17 protein-coding genes and 2 pseudogenes are annotated in these 22855 nt (G+C 45.0%); 7 read left to right on the top strand and 12 right to left on the bottom strand.

Annotated elements, in window-relative coordinates:
• Positions 1-128: 128 nt before the first annotated feature.
• Complete coding sequence (locus RLO19_RS28725) at positions 129-1217, bottom strand: pentapeptide repeat-containing protein (protein ID WP_446360862.1); 1089 nt, start codon at positions 1215-1217, stop codon at positions 129-131.
• A gap of 92 nt (positions 1218-1309) precedes the next feature.
• Between RLO19_RS28725 and RLO19_RS28720 the strand changes: the two genes are divergently transcribed.
• Positions 1310-4786: an NACHT domain-containing protein gene (locus tag RLO19_RS28720; RefSeq protein WP_446360860.1), complete on the top strand. Its 3477-nt coding sequence runs from the start codon at positions 1310-1312 to the stop codon at positions 4784-4786.
• Between the two features lie 31 nt (positions 4787-4817).
• Here RLO19_RS28720 and RLO19_RS28715 read toward each other — a convergent pair whose 3' ends face one another.
• From RLO19_RS28715 to RLO19_RS28695, 5 genes and pseudogenes are all read right to left on the bottom strand, one after another.
• Positions 4818-5378, bottom strand: coding sequence for a phycobiliprotein lyase (locus tag RLO19_RS28715; protein WP_446360858.1), 561 nt, complete (start codon positions 5376-5378; stop codon positions 4818-4820).
• Between the two features lie 112 nt (positions 5379-5490).
• Positions 5491-6171, bottom strand: coding sequence for a HEAT repeat domain-containing protein (locus RLO19_RS28710; RefSeq protein WP_446360866.1), 681 nt, complete (start codon positions 6169-6171; stop codon positions 5491-5493).
• A gap of 222 nt (positions 6172-6393) precedes the next feature.
• Positions 6394-6819, bottom strand: coding sequence for a universal stress protein (locus tag RLO19_RS28705; protein ID WP_446336751.1), 426 nt, complete (start codon positions 6817-6819; stop codon positions 6394-6396).
• 170 nt (positions 6820-6989) lie between these two features.
• The gene (locus RLO19_RS28700; protein ID WP_446360856.1) at positions 6990-8585 is read right to left on the bottom strand and encodes an alanine/glycine:cation symporter family protein; all 1596 of its coding nucleotides are present in this window, start codon (positions 8583-8585) and stop codon (positions 6990-6992) included.
• 341 nt (positions 8586-8926) lie between these two features.
• Positions 8927-9307: pseudogene (locus tag RLO19_RS28695) on the bottom strand (endonuclease domain-containing protein); the annotation flags it as partial.
• On the opposite strand from RLO19_RS28695, the gene RLO19_RS28690 reads away from it, so the two are divergent.
• Positions 9306-9617: a hypothetical protein gene (locus RLO19_RS28690; RefSeq protein WP_446360854.1), complete on the top strand. Its 312-nt coding sequence runs from the start codon at positions 9306-9308 to the stop codon at positions 9615-9617. The pseudogene RLO19_RS28695 and the gene RLO19_RS28690 overlap by 2 nt on opposite strands.
• 51 nt (positions 9618-9668) lie before the next feature.
• On the opposite strand, the gene RLO19_RS28685 is transcribed toward RLO19_RS28690, so the two are convergent.
• From RLO19_RS28685 to RLO19_RS28665, 5 genes are all read right to left on the bottom strand, one after another.
• On the bottom strand, positions 9669-11141 hold the full coding sequence (locus RLO19_RS28685; RefSeq protein ID WP_446360852.1) for an MFS transporter: 1473 nt from the start codon (positions 11139-11141) through the stop codon (positions 9669-9671).
• A 120-nt stretch (positions 11142-11261) separates the two neighbouring features.
• On the bottom strand, positions 11262-11504 hold the full coding sequence (locus RLO19_RS28680; protein WP_446360850.1) for an NAD(P)H-binding protein: 243 nt from the start codon (positions 11502-11504) through the stop codon (positions 11262-11264).
• Between the two features lie 340 nt (positions 11505-11844).
• Positions 11845-13161: a glycoside hydrolase family 3 N-terminal domain-containing protein gene (locus RLO19_RS28675; RefSeq protein WP_446360848.1), complete on the bottom strand. Its 1317-nt coding sequence runs from the start codon at positions 13159-13161 to the stop codon at positions 11845-11847.
• A 148-nt stretch (positions 13162-13309) separates the two neighbouring features.
• Positions 13310-14827: a DEAD/DEAH box helicase family protein gene (locus tag RLO19_RS28670; protein WP_446360846.1), complete on the bottom strand. Its 1518-nt coding sequence runs from the start codon at positions 14825-14827 to the stop codon at positions 13310-13312.
• 41 nt (positions 14828-14868) lie between these two features.
• Entirely contained in the window at positions 14869-16152 is a 1284-nt protein-coding gene (locus tag RLO19_RS28665) for a glycosyltransferase (RefSeq protein WP_446360844.1), read from the bottom strand.
• Between the two features lie 57 nt (positions 16153-16209).
• Here RLO19_RS28665 and RLO19_RS28660 point away from each other — a divergent pair, with 57 nt between their 5' ends.
• Both RLO19_RS28660 and RLO19_RS28655 read left to right on the top strand, forming a co-directional pair.
• The gene (locus tag RLO19_RS28660; RefSeq protein WP_446360842.1) at positions 16210-16506 is read left to right on the top strand and encodes an interleukin-like EMT inducer domain-containing protein; all 297 of its coding nucleotides are present in this window, start codon (positions 16210-16212) and stop codon (positions 16504-16506) included.
• 222 nt (positions 16507-16728) lie between these two features.
• Positions 16729-18087 carry a polyprenyl synthetase family protein gene (locus RLO19_RS28655; protein ID WP_446360840.1) on the top strand — a complete coding sequence of 453 codons (1359 nt, stop codon included), beginning with the start codon at positions 16729-16731 and terminating at the stop codon, positions 18085-18087.
• Positions 18088-18298: 211 nt separating this feature from the next.
• On the opposite strand, the pseudogene RLO19_RS28650 reads toward RLO19_RS28655, so the two are convergent.
• A pseudogene (locus RLO19_RS28650) lies at positions 18299-18419 on the bottom strand (phospholipase effector Tle1 domain-containing protein); the annotation flags it as partial.
• Positions 18420-18641: 222 nt separating this feature from the next.
• On the opposite strand from RLO19_RS28650, the gene RLO19_RS28645 reads away from it, so the two are divergent.
• The 3 genes from RLO19_RS28645 (at position 18642) to RLO19_RS28635 (ending at position 22534) form a co-directional block, all read left to right on the top strand.
• A complete protein-coding gene (locus tag RLO19_RS28645) occupies positions 18642-19622 on the top strand; it encodes a hypothetical protein (RefSeq protein WP_446360838.1) in 981 nt (326 codons plus the stop codon).
• 210 nt (positions 19623-19832) lie between these two features.
• On the top strand, positions 19833-21467 hold the full coding sequence (locus tag RLO19_RS28640) for a hypothetical protein (protein ID WP_446360836.1): 1635 nt from the start codon (positions 19833-19835) through the stop codon (positions 21465-21467).
• Positions 21464-22534 carry a hypothetical protein gene (locus RLO19_RS28635; RefSeq protein ID WP_446360834.1) on the top strand — a complete coding sequence of 357 codons (1071 nt, stop codon included), beginning with the start codon at positions 21464-21466 and terminating at the stop codon, positions 22532-22534. The genes RLO19_RS28640 and RLO19_RS28635 overlap by 4 nt, the downstream gene beginning before the upstream one ends.
• Positions 22535-22855: the final 321 nt, after the last annotated feature.

Here is a 22855-nt window from a genome sequence, read left to right as displayed (position 1 = left end):
AAATCTTTGACACCATTTATCAAAGCAATTAGGCATCGCTGCCGGATGGGTCTCTTTCATGTCAAGTTCAGAAAACGTGAAAGTATTGCTATAACTAGATTATAACCTGTTTTAGTTCTTTTTTTCGTTCAAGTCCCACTAGCAATATTATCATCATTCTCAATACTGCCACCATTGCCATAAATGGTATATTTTTTAGAGTCTACCATTAGCTGATTACATAAAAAGAATAATCGATTAATTTCCTTATCTTTATCCTCCAGTCTAACCCGATCTTGTGACTCAACCGCTTTCTGTGCAAATTCATAACCTTGCCAGAAATCCTTATAAATTTTTTCTTTATCCGTATTAGGAGGAGCTTGAACACGAATAATAACAGTTCCATCTCCTTTATTTTCAATATTTTGAACCGCTAGTGGAGTATCTTCATTAATAATCAGTGTATGAGTCAAGGAGTAAGCAATGGCTTGCCAATTAACCCCTTCTCGAAAAATTAAATCAACCGTATTGAGGGAAATTTGAAATAATTGAGTGAATTCTCTCGGCGCAAATGTTCCAGTATGAGGACGGCGTTCTTGTCGTATTTTTGTTTCTTTGTTGTATTTTAAGTAAACATATTCACAGCTCACACCATTAAAATTTGTGGAGCTGTTAATGTTCCAATCTTGTATGCAAGCTCCGGTTAATGTAGTGTTTGAGAAGTTGGTGGCTATGGCTTGAGTTGCGTTTAAAAGAGTTTCACTGAGGTCAGCTCCTTGTAGGTTGGCTCCCTCTAGATTGGCTTTCTCTAGGTTAGCTCTCTGTAAGCTGGTTGTGAGCAGGTTGGCTCCCTCTAAGTTGGCTCCCTCTAGGTTGGCTCCCTCTAGGTTGGCTGCTAACAGGATGGCTCCCTTTAAGTTGGCTTGCTGTAGGTTAGCTCCCTGTAGGCGGGTTGTCAGTAGATTGGCTCTGTACAGATTGGCTCTATGTAGGTTGGCTCCCTCCAGAATGGCTCCCTCTAAAATGGCTCCCCGTAGGTTAGTTTTCTGTAGGTTGGCTCTGTGTAGGTTGGCTCTGTGTAGGTTGGCTCCCTCCAGGATGGCTCCCTCTAGGTTGGCTCCCTCTAGGTTATATCCCTCTAGATTAGCTTTCTCTAGGTTAACCCCCTGAAAGTTCCTCTCCCCAGCTTCATGACGCCTTTGAAGCTCAGAACTACTAATTTTTTCTTCGTCTGTCACAATTTATTTTCACAACGGGTTGGGTTATTTATCCCAAAAAAAGGGATTCTTTCTACTATACTCATTGCTGTTCCTGATTGGGTTAAGCGTTGGTGAAAAATGCTGGTTTTGCCGAGAATCTGGAGAAAATTCGGCACAAATGGCAGGAACGAACGGGTCAAACCCTTGTAGAGACGTTGCATGCAACGTCTCTACAGGTAACGGATGAGGGGATTAATTGGCGCGAGATTTGCCACGCCATGCTGGAGAAACGGCGACGCGCTACCAGTAATATTTTGATGCAGGAAGAGTCTGCCAAGTTTGAACGGGAACAGATTTATGTACCTCTGGCGTTGGTGGAAAGGAGAAAACAGGATAAGCGCGATCGCGAATTCTTACCCGAAAAAGGAACCCAACTCTATGAACCCCAGTATCAGGAAACCCAGCGTTTTGAACAGGATGCTTTTTTGAGTCAGATTCTGGAGAAAGGGGAAGGAAAAAGCCAAGGGAAACAGATTGCTTTAATCGGCGAACCGGGGGCGGGAAAGACAACATTGCTACACGCGATCGCGTTTTGGCTATTGCAGAAGAATTTAGGGTTGCCGATTTGGATAAATCTGGCGGATTTGTCGGGTAAGGATATTAGCAAGTATTTATTAGAGGTTTGGTTAAATCAAGCGATTCCGCCAACGCGATTGAATCAACGAATTCGGGATGATTTGGTTAAACAAATTGAACAGGGGCGGGTGTGGCTGCTTTTGGATGGGGTGGATGAGATAGTAGCTTCTACTGTTAAGCTGAACAACGCCAGAAATTGGGGAGATTCTTCGTTCCACTCCGTTCCACTCAGAATGACATCCGAGAATCCCTTACAAGCAATGGCGCATCAATTAATGGGTTGGATTAATCAGGCGCGGGTGGTGTTAACTTGTCGGTTAAATGTTTGGTTGGCGTCTACGAATGCATTAGAAACCTTTGAAACCTATCGCCTATTAGATTTTGATTATCCTCACCAGGTATATCAATTTATTGATAATTGGTTTAATCCCCCCCAACCCCCCTTTGTAAGGGGGGAGCAAGATCCCTCTATTTGTCTTTCTGTTAGTCAAGATACATCTATTTCTCTACCCCTTAATCAAGATACCTCTACTTCTCTCCCCCTTAGTAAGGGGGAGTTGGAGGGGGTTAAAAAAGCGGAACGATTAAAAGCCGAATTAGCCCAACCCGAACGCATCCGCATCCGCGATTTAGTCCAAAATCCCCTAAGGTTAGCGTTATTATGTAGCACCTGGCAAACGTGGGAGGGACATTTACCCGATACCCATGCGGGATTGTATCAGAAGTTTGTCCAGCAGTTTTATATCTGGAAAGCGTCTATTTTTCATACCGATAGGCAAGACGAATTAAATCAAGCCTTGGGACAATTAGCGCGGCGGGATATTGATGAAGGGACATCGCGGTTCCGCTTACGGGAAAGCTTGATTGAACAGGAATTGGGGAAAGTAACGGATAAAAATTCGCTATTTTCCTTAGCGTTGCAGTTGGGCTGGTTGAATGTGGTGGGAGTGGCGGCGGAAAAGCCGGATGAGAAGGTTTATGCCTTTTACCATCCCACGTTTGAGGAATATTTTGCAGCGCTGGCGGTTGAAGATTGGCACTTTTTCTTGAATCATCGAAACCCACCTCTAACCTTATCTGCTCAAGGGCATAAATCAGTTAACTCTCTAAAAGCCCCCCTTTTGAAGGGGGGTTGGGGGGATCTCTCTTACCGCATATTTGAACCGCAATGGAAACAGGTTATTTTGCTGTGGTTGGGGCGTGAGGATGTACCTAAACAACAAAAAGATGAATTTATATATAATTTAATAACTTTTAAGGATGAGTGTTGGGACTTTTACAGGTATCGTTCATTTTGTCTAGCCGCCGCCGGAATTGCTGAATTTAGAGACTGTATCTATAGTAAGTGGATTGTAACCAACCTTGTCGATTGTGCCACAATACATTCTGATACTGATTATATAGTTGGTAAGATTATTAATCCAATTTTCTGGGACACTGTACTAGAAACTAATCACACAATAGCTATTAATGCTTTAATTGACGTGTTAGATAGGGGTTTTCTGGATGATGAAGTTCGCTGGAAAGTATTTAACTGCTTAATACAAATTGGCAGAGGTAACTCCAAAGTTATTGTTGTCCTAACTAAGTTAATGGATACGAGCCTAGAATATCAGGAAATTGCCCAGGAAGCAGCATTCTTTCTAAGGATAATTGACCCATGCAACCGAGAGGCTGTTACCTTTCTGGAGCAGCAGTTAAACAATATGAATCTATCGAATGATCTGCGTGTAGGAGCCGCTTCTTTTTTAGGAAAAATTGACAAAGGTAATTTAGAAGCGATTACTTTTTTGACAGAGTTAATTGAACGTAATCAAGGCTTAGATTTAGATGCCGCATCCACTTTAGGAAAAATTGACCCAGGTAACCCAACTGCTATTAAAAGTTTGACGAAGTTGCTAGAAACCGAACGAGGTGATTGTGTAGTTAATATTTCCTTAATGGCTGCCTGTGACTTGCTCAAGACTGATCCAGAAAATCAAGATGCAATCAGAGTTTTAAGAGAATGTATTAAACCCAGAAATGAACCCTGGGATCGCCTAGAAGCAGCGTCGGCTTTGAGTAAAACTCAGTCGGGTAAGCAGGAAGCTATCACAGTTCTTTATGAATTAAGATACGAATCAGTAAAGATAATTCAAGAAATAAATTTCTTAAAAAAAGTGATTGATAGCTTGAACGAAATTGAACATCGTATCCTACCTTCTCCAGATTGGTCTCCCAGAACTTCTTTGAAAGAGGATGATTTAGAATTTATTACTGGGCAACTTGCATCTATTCACGAACACCTTATAAAACAAAACTCTATTGATATTGATATTGATGACGAATTTTTATATATTGATAACGAAATTTTATATGAATCCATGTGGATTATTGCACAGAACACAGCTTATCCAATCTTCTATAAAGCATGGCATAAAGCATGGCATAAAGTATGGCATCAATTAGAAGCAAAAGAGAATGAACAATCGCCAATAGAAACCCCAAACCCAGCCAACACCTTCACCCTCAAAGAATTACCCCAACGCCTATACACCGCCCTAGAAACCAAAACCCAAATCGGCGAAATTCAAGAATTGCCTCTACTATTATGTATCGACGCCAACAAATTCCTTGATCGCGAAAACCCTTCTGCCAAAATCTACCACGAAATGCGACGCCACGGATTCCCCAAAAGCAGCGATGGCGCACCCCAAACCCTGGCACAATTACAAGCCTATTGGGATGAACAGTTAATCGAAAGCGATAAACCCATCGTTTGGCTATTCTACAACAGCACTCCCCAACCCAACACAGAACCCCCAACCGAAGACTTTAGCCCCACATTTCTAGCCGACTTAAGCAAATTTGATGGGGCAATTGCTATCATCACCCATCAACCCAATAGTTCCTTAAAATCATTCTCCCCCAATCAGCCCAATTTAGTCGCAGATATGGTGGCGTGGATTTTTGACATCCTCACCACGCCGTAGGGGTTTGGTTACCAAACCCCTACAAAAACAATTAAGCCCTCGCCGCCGCATCTTGTGATTCTTGCGCCGATTTAGTCACACCCATGCGAATTTCTGAAGACAGAGACGCCATGCTAAAGCCGCCAAATCGCTTCAAAATGCTAGTTCGCAACCGTAAGTTAGGACTAGCAAACCACAAACGCTCCTCAGAATACATGGTTTCGTAGTCGGTAATTAACGTCAGCGCCTGATCATCCCCCATAATATACCGACCAGCTACCGGGGCTTTCTCCGCATAACCCATTTCCCGCAATAGCTTCCCTTCATTGGGCTTATCAGGATCAGCAACTGGCACCAGCACTGTTGAACCTTGATGCTTCTCTTCATCCCAATCCATTGTGCCATCCCACGTCACTCTGGCACCACAGAGGGCTAAGGCTGGATCAACCTCGTACTGTTGACATAGCTGAACCACTTCTGGCGCATCAGCCGCGATCATTTCAATAGTAATATTGGATTTACCATTTTCAGCTTGCTTAAATGCCAGATGGTGGCTGGTGCGCTGCGAAAACCATCGCCCAGCACTCTGCTCAAAAAACTCTTTTATATCCATGAAGTCAGACGTTTCACGTTAACAAAGCTTTAACTGATTTTATCGTTCTCCTTGGTTATTTATCGTTCATTTTTGCTTTTTCCTGGCTTCAGGGAAAGATATGGGCAGGAGTTTAGGCTGGGTTTGCCGCCTCTTGTAAGCGGTTCAGGGAAATGGATGCGGCTTGTGCAACTTGGGAATGGCTGTCTTTTGCCAAGAATTTTAATGCTGACAGGCTTTTTGGAGTGGGTAGATTACCGAGGGCTTCGGCTAGGCGTTGGCGCACTAACCAATCGGGAGACTGGGCAAAGCGCAGGATATCATCCACGGCTTCGACGGCTTTAATTTCACCCAATGCAGAGATAGCTGCCTGTTGTACCACGATTTCTTCGCTATCGAGTGCCTGAGTTAGAACTTGACGGGCGCGGGGATCTTTTATATTGCCTAATGCTACAGCCGCGCTGAACCGGACTAACCATTGCGTATCTTCATAGAATGTCCGGACTAACAATTCAAAGGCTCTGGCATCTTCTAGATATCCTAATGCTCCGGCGGCATCAGCGCGAATGCCATAGTCGGGGTCAGTTTCAAGTAATTTCACCAAAATGGGGTAGCATTCGTCCGTCTGCTTCACCCCTAAGGCAAAGACTGCCATCGATCGCACCTGTAAACTGGGATCATCTAAAACCTTCTTGATTAAAGGCACAGCATCCTCTGCGGGCACGTTACGGAGGTGGGCTAGCGCCAACATGCGATCGCGGGAGTTGCCACTCTCTAGCTGATCTGAAATTTGCGCTAAGTTAGGATAATCCATCAGCTTCCCTTCGTTGTTAAGAAATGTTACATACATTATAGAAAATTACTCAAGGAAGCGCACTCGCCCAGGATGAGGGAACCTGGTACCTGTGTAGGGGCGGGTTTCACGACTATCTTTTCGGTTGCACCCAGATGTAACTAAACCCGCCCCGAATGCTAGCGGGTGGATTATTTCCGTCAAGCTGTACTCGTCATGGGATCACGAGAGTTAGTATTACCCTCAACGGAGTAACAACACCGGACAAGGAGACAGCCGCACCACTTGCTCAGCCACAGAACCCATCAAAACACGCTTGACACCTGTGTGTCCATGGGTAGGCATGACAATTAATTCAACTCCTTTGTCTTTGGCATAGTCCACAATTTCATGACTGGGAGTTCCAATCGAAACCTGAATCTGTACTCCTGCATATCCCAGTTCACTCAGCTTGTTTTTCAGGACTGATTTGGCGTTGTTTTGCCGAGATTCTGAGGTTACAGTTTTCCATATTGTACCTGGATCAACTGCACTCAGAGGCAGAAGAACGTGAATAACATGCAAATGAGATATGTCCTCGACAAACTCTAAAGCGGGAGCCAGTGCGGTAAAGGATATATCCGAGAAATCAGTCGGTACAAGCACCTCATTCTTTTTTAGCCAGCTCATAATTGTTAATTGTTCATTTCCGTGTAGCTTGTGTGAATGGAAGCCATTACCATGAGATTTTGAATGTTTCTTTGAAGCCAGGGCGGGTTTAGTAACATCTGGATGACAAGAAACGATAATAGTGAAACCCGCCCCTACAACCTACAAAACTCAAACTTTGCCAGAATGTATTAGTTTCCCGCTTGGTGGGAATCTCCCAAAGTGGCTCGCTTTTGGGCATAAGTTGGCATTTGCCCCGAACGCAGCCGCTGCATATAATTACTGATGTCTTCTGCCACTTCGTTGGAGAGGAAATAAGCTCCAACCAAGTTGGGAAGTGCCATCATCAGCAGCGTTAAATCACTAAAATCAATCACCGCGCTGGGTGCTACCACAGCACCGATAAAAACGCAAGCGACAAAAATCAGCTTATAGATAATAATTGTGCGTTGACCAAAGAGATATTGCCAAGAAATCTCGCCGTAATAACTCCAGGAAATAATCGTGGAGAAAGCAAATAGGAAAATCGCGATCGCGAGAACAATCGGGAACCAGGTACTAACCGTGGCGAAGGCATTCAGCGTCATCTGGGAACCGTCGATTGCTTCACCGGTATTTTGATAGACGCCAGTCAGGACAATCATGATGCCGGTCATGTTGCAGATGATGATCGTATCAATAAACGGTTCGAGGAGGGCGACAATCCCTTCCCGCACCGGTTCATCAGTACGAGCCGCCGAGTGAGCGATCGCGGCTGAACCAATTCCCGCTTCATTGGAAAAAGCACTACGCCGCACCCCTTGCACGATAACGCCAATAATACCGCCTTCAATCGCTCCAGGAACAAACGCTTGGCTAATAATGGTTGCGATCGCGCTGGGAACTTGGGGCAAATTTACCACCACAATCCACAGACAACCCATGATATAGAGTACCGCCATCGCTGGCACGAGAAAACCCGTAGTCGAAGCAATTCGCTCAATTCCACCAATAATCACGATCGCGGTTAACACTGCCAAAACCAGACCGACGATCCATCCCTGCATCCCCGGAAATATACCGATAAAAGCCGCAGCTGCTTGGTTAGACTGGAACATATTCGCGCCGCCCATCGAACCAAAAATCGCCAGCACGGAAAAAAGAATTGCCAATCCTTTTCCTAGACGACTCATTCCCATATTGGTTAACCCGCGTGAGAGCATATAAGCCGGTCCCCCCGCGACTGTACCATCAGGGCGTTCGATGCGATATTTTAGTCCCAGGGTACATTCCACCAGTTTAGTCGTCATCCCCAGAAAACCCGCTAACGTCAGCCAGAACATCGCCCCTGGACCTCCGATCTGGATTGCCACAGCCACGCCAGCAATGTTACCCAATCCCACCGTTCCCGACAACGCCGTCGCCAGCGCCTGAAAATGGGAGACTTGTCCCTCTTCCTCTGGATCATCATACTGACCCCGTACCACATCAATCGCATGTTTAAAGGCACGGATATTAATAAAGCCCAGGCGAATCGTAAAGAAAATACCCGCCACAATTAACCACAGCACAATCAACGGGAAACCAACGATGTCGAAGAACAGAATTTTGGCTAAGTCTTCGACGATTGCTGAGAACACCGTATCGATCGCACCCAGGAAACCCCCAGAGGTTTCGGTATCTTGAGCGAGAACTCTAACGGGAAACAATAGCAGCAATAGGAAAGCTAGCACTAACGCCGCTAGCTTTCCCCGTCTTTGACGTTTAAGCTGCACCGGATAAATTGGCTGTTTTCTAGGGTATGTCATTGTGAATTTAATTGCCAACTTGATATCGATCAGGTTATTCCACCCAGTCGAATTAGAGGAAGATTATAGCAAAATGATCACAACTTGAATGATAAATAAACAACTCTCGGTCTATCAATGGACTGAGGTTGAGGGGTGTGGGGTGTGGGGTGTGGGGTGTGGGGAATAGCCGCTAAAGGATAAAGGAGGTGACAAAGGCAGATTTGGTATCAAAGCTCACCCTCACTCCAGTCCCCCCCTTTCAAAGGGGGGCTAGGGGGGATATTTCCGGGGTGGCTAGGGGGGATATTTCCAGGGGGGCTAGGGGGGATATTTCCAGGGGGGCTAGGGGAGATATTTCCAGGGGGGCTAGGGGAGATAAACCCACCAATACACTCACAAACTGCATCAAAACAATTCATCACGTCATTATTGGTAAAACGCACCACCTGCAAACCGTAACCTTCTAAAATATGAGTGCGATTTTGGTCATAAATTATCGCTTCCTCGCTAAAATGAGTATCTCCATCGACTTCGATAACCAACTTCAGTTTGGCACAATAGAAATCAACAATAAAATTATCGATGGGTTTTTGCCGCCACACTTTTAACGGAAATTGTCTTAAATATTCCTGCCATAGTTTACGCTCGGCTGGGGTGGGATTTTGTCGCATTTTCTTGGCTCGTTCAATCAGAAGAGGATTATATGGTAGAAAATAGCGTCCTTTTTTTAATTGTGACATGAGCAATTTGTTGATCAGGTTTATTTCTATCCCCCCAAACCTTTCTCATCCCCCCAAACCCCCCTTTGAAAGGGGGGCTTTATTGTATGGGGGCTTTATTGCATGGGGGCTTTATTGCATGGGGGCTTTATTGCATGGGGGCTTTATTGCATGGGGGCTTTATTGCATGGGGGCTTTATTGCATGGGGGCTTTATTGAATGGGGGCTTTATTGCATGGGGGCTTTATTGAATGGGGGCTTTATTGAATGGGGGCTTTATTGCATGGGGGCTTTATTGAATGGGGGCTTTATTGCATGGGGGCTTTATTGAATGGGGGCTTTATTGAATGGGGGCTTTATTGTATTTTTCTGAGTCACAGCATCACCCATGTTCTAAACCTTCGTCAGCGGAAGTATCAGTATCTATACCTAACTTGCGTTCCTGAAGCTTCAACAGAATTTCTGCATGAACTTCGCGGGTGATGGGATAGAAATATGCCAAAAATAACCCACAGATTAGGAAAACCGTGGGTAATGGACCCACCACTAACCGAATCGCTAGCAGCGCTGAAGCCGGTTGTTCGGGTATGGGTTGACCCGGTTCGCTACTCAAAAACCCAGACCAATCTAGCGCTTGTCCCACGAAAAATAACCCCAATGCTAATCCTATCTTTTGCAGGAGTACCATAAACGAATAGAAAATTCCCTCGCGCCGTTGACCTGTATTCAGTTCATCCAATTCAATTACATCGGGTAACATTGACCAAGGGATGAGATAGGCAATGGCAATACCAAACCCTGCCATGACAAAGAGAAGGTACATTAAACCTATCTGATCCGGTGGTAAAAAGAATAGTCCGCCTTGGGCGACAATCCAGGCACTCATTCCCATAAAATAAACTGCCCGTTTCCCGACACGCTGACTTACCCAATTCCAGACAAACAGCATCACTAATGCTACACATTGAACGACTAAGGCGGCGGTAAAATAGGAATCTTGACCCATCCAGTTAACCAAATAATAGGGAATGATTGCCGCTGTTAACTGAAAGGCTAACCAGGAAAACAGATAAATCCCAATGACATAGAGAAAAGGGCGATTCCTAAAGGCAATTTTTAGCTGTTCTAAAAAAGGGATTTCTGTTTCATTACTCTCCGCCACCGTTTTATGGAAACGCACTTCCCCAGCCGCCGTGGGATCTGTGGTTCCCCACACACACCAGTAGGTGGGTAGAACAGACAGAACTGTACAGATTAATCCTAAGACTAAATATTGTTCTTGATCATTGGGAATAGCTTGAAAGATAAATTGACCCAATGCTAGGGAGAGAATACTCCCGCCAATAGAGAAGGCAAAGCGAAAACTATTTAAGGTGGTGCGTTCGTTGTAATCTTGGGTCAATTCTGGCGTCAGCGCGGTATAGGGCAAATTGACGCCTGTAAACGCCATGTTGAATAAAATACTGACAATCACGTAGTACCAAAACAGCGCCGACTGATTGATGGGGGGTACAACCCATTGCAGGAAAAAGAACACACCAAAGGGAATCCCGGATAGAATCATCCAGGTATGGCGTCGCCCCCAACGGAACCGAGTGCGATCGCTTAATACTCCAACAATGGGATCATTAATAGCATCCCAGATTTTGCCGATTAACAGCACGGTACTGGCTAACCCTGGACTTAATCCAGCCACATTGGTGAGGAAAATCAGTAAGGAGAACGCTAACAGAGTAGCTGTAATCCCCGCCCCCATATCACCCGCCCCGTAAGCCATTTTCGTGGCAAGATTAAGTTTTTCAGGTTGGGGTGGTGTTGGTGGAACTGGAGACTCTGATGGGGCGGTATTACTCATTGCCGTTTTCTATAGCGCTTCGCGCTAGTCTAGTTACACTTTGTTTGTACGAACATATCATCTGGACTCAGCTTCAGGTACGGGAGTTGTAAATACACGCCTAGCGATTTGCTATATTGCTTAAATAGGTAACTGTAACACAATCCCTTGACAACCTACCAAGGCGGGGGCGAGGCTGGCGGGATCTCGGATGTCCCCGAAATAGAATCCCTCTGTTGTCCCGAACAATTGCTCAACCTTCTGTCGCGATCGCGCAAAACCCCGGACAATAAACTGCTCTTTACGTTGTTGTAGTTTCTGGACGACGAGAGAACCAGTGCGTCCAGTTGCACCAGTGACGAGGACTTGCACAGGATTGTTCATCAAAGCAAAGTTAACTAACGATAGAACGAATTGTCACTAATATTAACTATGCCACAGCTTTCCCCCTATTTTCTCAGAAATTCAAATTATTTTCTGGACACCATCCTTGCGCCCAGAAAATTCTCATCCACTGAATTAGGTGTGTCATGGCAATTCTCGTAAAAAACCTCAGCGCGTTTGCAGAACCTGTGTTCTTATTGTCGCTGAGGATCAACTGAAGGATACGTTTGATATGTTTCTCAATTCAGGAATAATTTTAGGCGATCAGGAAAATCTTTTTTAATTTCTTCGTAAACGAAGAGATCTTAGACCCAATTAATCAATTGTCAATTATCAATTATTAATTATCCATTGATAATTTCCTCATAGCTTGCTTTAGTCTGGCATTACTTTTTTTGAGAACGGTAATATCCAAACGATTAACCGATTCAGCCGCAAGTAAGCCCTTCATCGCGTTGTAATACAAATCGGTGTCGTAAGCAATTAAAATTAAATCAACTCCAGCATTCACAGCTTTTACCGTAGCATTAGCTAATCCATCTTGACTGCCATAGACAGCCTGCATACTAAAATCGTCTGTAATTAGAATGCCATCATGGTTCCACTTATTTCTAATAATTTCGCTCACAACTTTTGTCGAAAACGATACAGGATGATCAGGATCAACGGACATTAATTGGGCATGTCCCAACATCGTAAAGGCGTTTGTTTTGCTCATGACTTCCCGAAACGGCACCCAGTCTGCTTGGGTTAATTCCTCTACCGAAGTCTTCAATTGAGCATGGTCAATATGGGTATCAGTATCCAGTCGTCCCAATCCAGGGAAATGCTTAATTGTACAGGTTACGCCATAGTTAGCTAGGGTTTGGCAATACCATAATGCCACCTTAGCGACAACGTCTTTATCGGCAGATATGGCTCTCAGGTAAATTTTAGAATATTTATCATCGGGACTGATAATTCCCTGATTTAAATCCACGACTGGGGCAAAGTTTAAATTAATACCAATCTCAGACAATTCCTTACCCTGGATACTGGCATAACTGATAACATCATCTTTGGCGCGATCAATAGTTTTTTCGTCCTTAATAATCGACGATAAGGGAGGCAATTGAGTTAAAGGCGGAGATAATCGAGAGACGATACCGCCTTCTTGATCCGTGGCTATCCACAAGGGCGATAATCCCTGACTGGTGCGAATTTCTTGTAACGATTGAATTTCTTGATGGATTTCGTCTTGGGTTTTATTTTGGATATTCCGTTTCGTGATAAACAAACCCGCGATCGCGCCTTTTTCGACGAGGATTTTGACCTCCTCAAAATTGCGATAACCCACGATAAAGTGCTGACCTAGTGTTTCCAATTGGCTCGGTTCTCGATTGAGAATCGCTTGTTTGGTTAACTGAAACTTAACTTCCTTCGTCACCGCCAAGGAAAAAGTCAATGACGCGATCGCTAAAATCAAAACGCTGAAAATAACTTGTTTCTGGCTTGAATTTTTCTTCCAGCCGGAAATTTCCGCAATGATTAATCCTAAACTAAGGATAAAGACCAAACCAAATGCCCAACCCCTTACACTTGCCATAAAAGGTGTTCTTAAATAAAATACTGGCAACACCAGACTGATGGCTAAAGCCAGTTTAATGAGTTTTATCATAAATTTAGTTAACGCAATCATTAGTTATTGCATCTCTGGTTTTGATAAACTTTTTTTACAGAGGGAAGTTTTGGCTTAAAAACAAGGTATTTTAAGCACTAAAGTGCTTACTAATAACCTCGCTTATATCAGTGAGTTAAGCTTAAGATCATAGGTCATATTTCCCCGGTTTCTCGGCTGCTCTCGGTGATTGAGGTGGTTTTATTTCGTAGGGTTGAGAGGGTAAAATTTCTAATTGTCGATGCTTTGGCTTCTCCACTTTCTGGGGTTTGTCTTTGGCTTTGGTTTTGGCTTTCCCAGTTGAACCGCGCCGCCGTTGAGATGTTCCTTCTTCACTGGTATTTTCCGCAACCACTTCATACAATATCGCCAACTTATTCTGATCAGTTCCCTTGCGTAACACTCGCCCTAATCGCTGTACATATTCCCGTTCTGAACCCGTACCCGATAAAATAATCGCGACTCGTGCATCAGGAACATCAACCCCTTCATTTAAAACATGGGATGCGGTCAAGATTTTATAGTCTCCTTCGCGAAACCGTTGGAGAATTTCATGGCGTTCTTTAACCGGGGTATGGTGAGTAATGGCGGGAATCAGCAATTCTTGGGAGATCCGATAAACGGTAGCATTATCATTCGTGAACACCAAGATACGTTCCGGATAATGTTTGGCGACTAAATCGGCTAATACTCGTAATTTCCCTTCCGTTCCTAAAGCGATTTCCTTAGATTCACGATGTGCTAGCATGGCGCGACGCCCTTTTTGAGAACCGGCACTGGCTTGCACAAATCGTTGCCATCCGTCTAAACTACTCAGGTAAATATTCGATTCTCTTAAAAAATCATTACGTAGTTTGAGACAGGCATCGTAGCGATCGCGCTCCTGGTGTGATAATTTAACTTTAATCTGCACCACCTTATGTTCAGCCAAGGCTAACCCGGCTAGGTCATCAGGGCTTTTGCGATAGACCTGTTGACCAATTAAGCCATCTAGGTCATGATGACGTCCATCAGTACGATCAGGGGTAGCAGTGAGTCCTAATCGGTAGGGTGCGATCGCGTATTCGGCTATGGATCGATAAAAGTCGGTGGGTAGGTGGTGACATTCGTCAAAAATTAACAACCCATACTGATTTCCTAGGTATTCAGCGTGAATTGTGGCACTATCATAAGTAGCGATCAGGATTGGCGTGCGATCGCGCGAACCTCCCCCCAGTAATCCCACCTCTACATCCGGAAACGCCGCTTCTAACTGCGCGTACCATTGATGCATCAAATCTAAGGTTGGCACCACAATTAATGTACTGCGAGGGGTAGCTTGCATCGCGAGTTGGGCTAGATAGGTTTTTCCGGCGGCTGTGGGTAACACCACCACCCCTCGGCGCCCCGCTAATTTCCAGGCTAATAAGGCTTCCTGTTGATGGGGATAAGGTTCCATCTCAAAGCTGGATACCAACTCCAAGGGTATAAATTCCCTCGCATCATCAATAAAATCGACCCCTTCAGCTTGCAGCACTTCCACCAAGGGGCGGTAGTGCATTCCCGGAATCCGAAACTTCTCCACCCGATCATCCCACGTCGCATAATCCACCCACGCCTTACCCCGTGGGGGTGGATGTAAGAGTAGAGTTCCCCGGTTAAAGGTTAATTTTGGGGTACGAGCCATTCGTTTTTTATGTATTAGTCCCCTAAGCTATTGTATATTGCCTAACCTCTAGATCTTAGATAACGTTCGATCGCATCACTTGCCCCTGCTACCCCATCTTCTTGGTGCACAAGCTTTCCCACCTCCGCCGCTTTGATCCCATACCTAGGCTCAAATAATAATTGCTTGAGTTCAGCCGCCACCGTATTCACACTATACTCATGTCGAGCCAGGGTACGCGCCACCCCCAAACGTACTAACCGCATCGCATTATCCGGCTGATCATGAGCATAAGGTATCACCAACATGGGACGCCCAGCACGCAAGGCTTGTCCGGTTGTCCCAACTCCCCCATGATGCACAATCGCCGCCGCATGGGGGAAGATTTCGGAGTGCGGTGCATAGTCAAGGACAATCACCCCTTGAGGCAACTGTTCTAACCGTAGATTATGGACTCCCTTGCCCACAAGTAAAACAGCACGGTATCCTAACTGTTGAGCTGCGATCGCACCTTCTAAATAGAAATTTCCTGGAGTCCACACCATTAAGGAACCCAAGGTAAATACAATGGGTGGAGAGCCAGCATCGAGAAACCGGGCTAGTTGATCAGATAAATCCTCCTGTTTTGCGCGATCGTAAAAGGGAAACCCCGTAACCTGAGTTTTGGAATGCCAATCTGGTTGCGGCGATGCTAGCACCTGAGAAAATAGCGCCAGTACCAAATCCGGCGAATGTTGACCTTCAAACACTGGATCATCGCCCGGTGGTAAACCCAATTCCCGACGCAATTGGCGCACTGGCGCACTCCATAAACGGGCTTGCCAACGAAATTGGCGCAGGCGGGAATCATTGGCGACAACGGCTAACGCTTGTTCATAAGGGGAGATAGTTGTGTTTGAAAGGGTTTGGGAATCATAAGCCGACATAAATAGGATCGGAGAGAGAACCGTTGACACCCAAGGAATCCCCGTTTTTGCCGCAACCAACGAGCCGACAAAGGTTAAGTGGTGAGTGAGCAATAGATCCGCACCACGTACCGCATCAACTAAAGCATTGTACGTCGCCCTGAGATGGGGCATTAATAGATAACAGATTGTGTATTCACTTTCCCGGCGGAACTCTGAGAGCATTCCGATAAACTCGCCATCCTGCTGCATATCAATCTGACTATCGTATCGAACCGGAGAAAACTCAATCCCCTCGGCTTCAATCTTGTAACGATAAAGCTCACTTGTGGCAATAACAGCGTGATGTCCTCGTGCTTGCAACTCCAGCGCGATCGCCATATAGGGATGAATATCGCCATAAGAGCCGTAGGCTGTTAAAACAATACGTTTATTTGTCATTGATCATTCGTCATAAGTCATTGATCATTCATCATCTGTCAACAGTTTAGTAAGTCTATGAACACGACAAACGTCAACGCCTCCAGAAACGGAGTCACAACAACAGTGAAGGTGTCCTCAGCAGGTTATGATCACGGTAACTGTAACATGGCTAAAGTTACCTGTAATGGGGCACTCATTCCTTTGGCGGGAGGATATCAGCGCGGTTTAAATGTTGTCGTTTTTGATCAGTCCAATGGGCGTCAACTTCAGAGTCAATCTTTTGATCTATATGCTGATCCGGCTAACGCTGATGCCTTTGCCCACTGGATAGACACGCTTACCCCAAGGTTGGGTGGTTGCGATCGCGGCTAAAGATGACGCCAGCCTAAATCTCTGTGATCACGCCATTTTGCTGGCTCTTGTCGTTATCGTTATCATCGGGACTATTTTATTTAGCCGAGACTAAGGCATATAATTAATACTCGTTACCTCAAGGATTCCGAAATCTGCCATCCTCATTTTCCCGCACAAATATATGACGGCTTTTTACGCCTACCTCCTATTCGTGAACCGACACTCTTAAGGAAAAAAATAATGCTAGGACTATTCTTATTTCTCGTATTTTTCACCTTCTTCAGTCTGTTATTATATGACAAAAAACAATTCCCGCGCTTTCGGCTAAAAGGTTCGCCACGACAGGTTCTACCACCTCAACCTCCTATCCCGCAATCTTCACCGCCAACAGTATCCGATATTGACTCAGGAAGTCGTCAGGCAATTTCTACAACCTTATCGGATCTCGCCCAATTACAAGCGGTGCAGGAACCAAATGAGCAACTTATCGCCCAAGAATCCTCTAAGTTTAACCAAACCATTATCAACGAAGCCTTACAGGGTTCACGAGACGCCATTTTTGCCAAAATTGAGGAATTTATTCAAACCCAGCGCCAAGTTTCCGGTGCTTATACTCCCCTCTATGATCTCTTAAGTGATTATCCGTTTCGAGTCGGAAAAATGCTGCGACCAACTATTTGTATGAGTGTAGCCCGGGCTGTGGGAGGAATGGGACATTCGGCATTAACTGCCGCCGCCGCATTAGAATTGTATCACAATGCGTTCTTAATTCACGATGACATTGAAGATGAGTCCGAGTCCAGACGCGGAAAGGGAACATTACACCAAATGATTGGTATTCCTCGGGCGATTAATGTCGGGGATGCGACGAATGTTTTAGCAGTAGGATTGCTGCTGCAAAATTTGTCAGTGCTGGGTGTATCTAAGGCACTGAATATATTACATGAAATTGAGTTTATGGCGCGGCAATCTGTTGAAGGACAGGCAATGGAATTGGACTGGGTGGCGACGAATCCATCCCATCTGAGTGACCAAGATTATTTTACAATGTGCGTGAAAAAGACCTGCTGGTATTCATTTATTACACCCTGTAGAATTGGTCTAATTGTCGGACATCCCGCCTCAAGTGTTCAGGATTTAGTCGAACCTTTAGCCGGATTAACCCGGTTTGGCATGATTTTAGGGATCGCCTTTCAAATCCAAGATGATCTGTTAAATCTCCAGGGGGAAATGGAATCCTATGGCAAAGAGATTGGTGGTGATATCTACGAAGGGAAACGGACATTGATGCTGAACCATGTTTTAGCCCACAGCAAACAGGAATGTGATAAAATGCGGGAAATTCTCGCTCTACCTCGCGCCCAAAAACATCCTGATCATGTTGCTTTTATTCTGGAGCAAATGCAGCGGTGCGGCAGCATTGAACACGGATGGAATGTGGCGCGATCGCTCGCCCAAAAAGCAGCTAAAATCTTTGATTCCTTGGAGTTCTTGTTCCCGGAAACGCCTCTGCGACCTGGAGAACAATGGGTCTCCCCGGTTCATGACCGTCGATTTCTTAAGGAGTTGATTAATTATGTAATTTATCGAAATAAGTAACGAGTCACAAGGGGATGAGTTTGACCCCAGAGAGGATAATTTTTCTCCTGGCAAAAATGGGATCTGATCCGGGATACCTAAAGATCCCACGGTGTCCCAACAAGCCAATACCGTGATACAGGCATGGTATTGGTAACTCTGAGTTTCGTGTTTATGGCAACACTCAACTTGACGATTCGCGATTTTCGGATCAGACGTTGCTAATTTCGCCCTAGATTTCGTCCCCCGGTTCGTAGTTAAGGCATAAAAACCGATAAGCATCTTGAATATTTTTATCGATACCTTTACCAAAGGCACCACCGGAAATACGCCTGAGCGATCTTAACAACGTTTGTAGGAAATGGAGACTCTAAACTTTGCCACGTCCCATCAGAACATACAATCAATGTCTTGTGTTAAGTTTTAAAAACATGAGATTGCTGGGAGTCGAATCAAATGAATCTAGATTAAAATAATAGAATTCTATTCTATTTTTTGGAATAGGCTTGTCAAGTTAATGATTGTGTGTAACACTTTACAATTCAACGAACAAAGCTAAATAATAAGGAGTGAAAATGGCTCACATTAAAGTCGAAACTGTCGATCTCAACGACTGGCAAGAAGAATCCTACGAAAAGGGTGCAGGCAAATGGGATATATCCCGAAATGGACAAGAAGTAATCCAGAAAAAGAATGGCAAGCCCACGCTATTTTACAGCCCATTTAATGTTTTTAATACTAAAGTCTCCGGCAAAATAAGCGTTGGCAATACAGGCGATGATGATTTTATCGGGTTTGCTCTGGGTTTCCACCCTGGAGACACCACCAATAGTTCAGCTAAATATCTGCTCGTCGATTGGAGGAAAGGTCAACAGAAACGGTGGGGGAAACTTGCCAAAACCGGATTAGCGGTATCCTTAGTCGATGGAATTCCTAAAGATGAATCTGAATTCTGGGGTCATACAGGTAAAGTGACTGAACTGGCGCGGGGAAAAACTCTGGGCAACAAGGGATGGCAAAAAAATGTCGAAAATACCTTTGACTTTGTTTATACAAAAACCAATCTGCAAGTCTCAGTTAATGGCAGTTTAGAAATTGATATTGACGGTGATTTTAGTGAAGGACGAATTGCGTTCTATAACTTCTCCCAAAATAATGTCACCTATAAAGCATTTGAGAAAAAAATACTTCCGTCGGGTCAATTGCAAGTCCATGCTAGTTCGGAAGAAGGGGTAGAATTCAAGAATCCAATGGATACCGAGGCAAAAATTAAAGTGACCCCTTCTGGTATCTGGTCAGTGAAAGACGGATTAGACATTACCGCCGCCGGAAAGCCAGGAGCCTATCTGTTGAGTCATGTTACTTATACTCACAATACTCCTTATGCACTGGTTGCTGTGGATAAACGAAGTGGTGAAGTGATTGAAGAAATCAGCAGTGCGAAGACTCTCAGCCTCAAAGCGGGTCAAATTGTCATCTTTAAAATGAATGATGAGCCAGGGTGGTATTGGGATAATAAAGGTTGTATCACTGTGGATTGGATGGTTCTGGATTAACGGGTTATATGTCCTTTTTTTTTGACTTATGATTGATGTAGAGACGTGCCATGGCGCGTCTCTACATGGCGCGTCTCTACTACCTGTTCGTTGTTCCTCAGATTAAGTCAATGTCATTCAACTTAACGAAAATTTGTAAGCAAAAGAGCTTATAAACATAAGATAATGATTAAAATGGACGGAGTAAAACGCCGTCAGACTAGGTATTAAATGAGTCAGCGCTTAGAAACAACCCTTGCCCTGCCCCAAGTAACGTTACAAATTCATTCCGGTACAGACTTGGTTTTACAGCTATTGCTCCGGAATCAGCTTGATGAAGCCGTACTTTTACGTCCGACTCTAGATGATTGGGTTCTCAATGATGGCAATATTTTGCCAATCGTTAGTCGTTTAGATCCCACTTATGTTTATTTGTTTCCAGAGTATGAGTTGACCTGTCAGTTAACTGTTCCAATTCCTGAATATTTGCCGACAGGAACAAGCCTGACAACTTGGTTAAGATTTCCCGGTTGGCTAGAAGACGCCATCCCCATCCAAGTGGAAATCTTAGAAACCACAGAAAACAGCAACAGCACGCCAGTAATACATCCCTTAATGGTGACCTTTCCGCCGCCGAGAGACAGCCGGGAAAACTATTTAGGAACGGCTGAACCAACCACAGCCGGAATCTTTGGTCTCATGTCGGGATTAATGGATCTAGATAAAATTCCTGCGCGTTGGTTGATCGCAGAACTGCTAACACGGCTGTGTCAACATGGAAAAGATTATACCCAAACACCTGTAGGTAATGAGTTACTCAACCAACTGAGTCACACCCAATTCTTTAAAAATGGGGTTTATGCCTTTTCCACCGCCCAAGTTCCGGCTTGGATATCGAGTAGTCTATCCATGGCGAATACTCTCCTCGCCGCCCAAATTGGACAACGCCATCTGCTTTCGGTATGGGAAGAGTGGTTGTGGGATTTAGCCGAAACCGATATTGAAATCGGAGATGGGGAAGCTGGGGGAGTTAACTCAGAATTGAATAAGGGCGGGTTTTGCTCAAACGTTACTATCAATAGCGACAAGAAAGTCCCTAAACCCGCCCCGACAAACCCGGTTCCATATCAGCGAAGTGAAGGGTCAATACTCAACACTCAAAACGCCGAAGAGTGGTTTGCGGGACTGATTTTGGGACTTGCCCAGGTGTCACCTAGAATAGAGGATAGTTTACGCGCGATCGCAACTCACGAATCAATACCTATTGTTGATAATACAATTGCCGCCCAAGCCAGCTACAGTTTAACCACAGGATTACCCGGACTCGATGCGCTTCCGGGGCGTTGGTTGGTTGTGGAACTACTCATCCTGCTGGCACAACAGGGTGATACCTATAGCCGCACTGAATCCGGTTGCCAATTACTCAATCAACTCAGCCGTACCCGTTTCTTCAAAAATGGCGTCCTCGCCTTTGCCTCAGCACAAGCCCCCCGTTGGCTGGTTATCAGTCAATCGGCGGCGGCGGCGTATCATTCCTCTGTCGGTGTGCAGATGGGGCAAGGTGGGTTACTTCATGTTGGCGAAAAATGGCTTTGGACATTAGTCTCGAATCCCTTAAACCTTAAGGGTATGGACAACCCTGTCTGCGTATCCGATGCGGCAACAAAAGCCTTCGTCACGGAACTGGGAATGAATGCCCAACGCTGGTTTGTGGGTATTCTCTTTGGACTGATTCAGGTGTCCCCGAAGATGGCAGCTTGGGTTAATGCCATCGCAAATCTTGCCCCACCCCCTCTCACTCCCACCCCTGTTTCCCCAGTCGTTTTCGACGATGTTCTCAATGAAGGAGGTTCTCTGGCGCGATGAATATCAACGAACAACTCCTCCTTAACCGTGTTGAAGCCCTACGCATTCCCTTGGAAGATCCCGGCTTACCCTTAGATTGGAAGGACTGGTATCACTTTATTTTGCTCGATCTAAAAACGGGAATCCGGCTACTCGTCAATGCTACCCTCATCGGCAAACCGGAACAGGGGCAGATGCAAGTCAGCTTTATTATCAATTTGCCCTCCACCGAAATTCCAAAAGAACTTGAATCTGACACCTCAGTGGCAACCTTTGGCACAACGTTCAGCTTAGACTGGCAACCAGACATGGTATGTCGTCATCCCTTACGCCTGCAAGGGAGGGGGATTAATTTAGAAATCAATGGTATGAACTCATCGGTTCGAGTTCACGATGAGAGGGCGCAGCTTTCCCTAAACTTTCAAGGAGAAGCTGAAGCCATGCCCCTATTAGTAACCGAGGATGCGCCATTCGGTAGCGGTTTTATTGGTTGGGGGTTAATTCCAGGATTAAAAGTTTCGGGAGACGTATCCGTTTGTGGGCGATCCTTTGCCATTGATCACGACTGGTTTTGCTATCACGATCGCAATTTTGGTCGGTTTCGCTGGGGTGAGGATATTGGTTGGGAATGGTTTGTCGCTTATGTTACTGACGAAAAAGGCAGATCCTTCACACTTGTGTTAGATAAACGCACGAATAAAGACCATTCCATTAGTGGCTTACCCTATATTTTTATCTATGCCGGCACTCGCTTGCGGAAGGTATTTTTGGGTTCCACGTTACAGATTGATTGGGATTGGTCTGCCTCTCCCAGTTTACCGTTACGTCTACCCGGAATTATGGCGTCACTCTTTGGCGATCGCACGGTGAGTATGCCTCGACAGTTACAGGTACAAGCGGCGGATGATCAGGATCAATTGTCATTAACCATGGCATTTGACGCCACGAGTGAGTTAATTGTACCCGATAATCAGAGTCGCCAATATACCTTTATTGAAGAAGTGACGGGTTCGGTGGACGTGACTCTGATGCTGCAAGGTGAAACAATACAAGCAAGGGGATTTGCCTATGGTGAATATGTTCATTAGTTCGTAGTAAGCGCTGTCTTCGCTTCTACAGCTATCATCACGGTTGCATCAACTCTAATTAATTTAAATGACTTCTTCAACAGTAACAATAAAGGTTCAATCAGCAGGTGGATTCATGGGTGACTCAGCCTTAATCACCCCTAAATGACCAAGACATTGGGTTTTTTCACTAAAACTTATCAATTAGAATTAACATGGCGCGTCTGGAAGCAGGGGGAGGAGGGGCAAATTGTGTAGGGGCGGGTTTCACTACTATCTTTCCGGTTACACCCAGATGTAAATAAACCCGCCCCGACTTGACAAATGACGAATGACAAATGA

The organism is Coleofasciculus sp. G2-EDA-02 (genome assembly GCF_040226375.1).
Classification (GTDB): domain Bacteria; phylum Cyanobacteriota; class Cyanobacteriia; order Cyanobacteriales; family Coleofasciculaceae; genus Coleofasciculus.
This window is presented reverse-complemented; position numbering and strand designations above follow the sequence as displayed.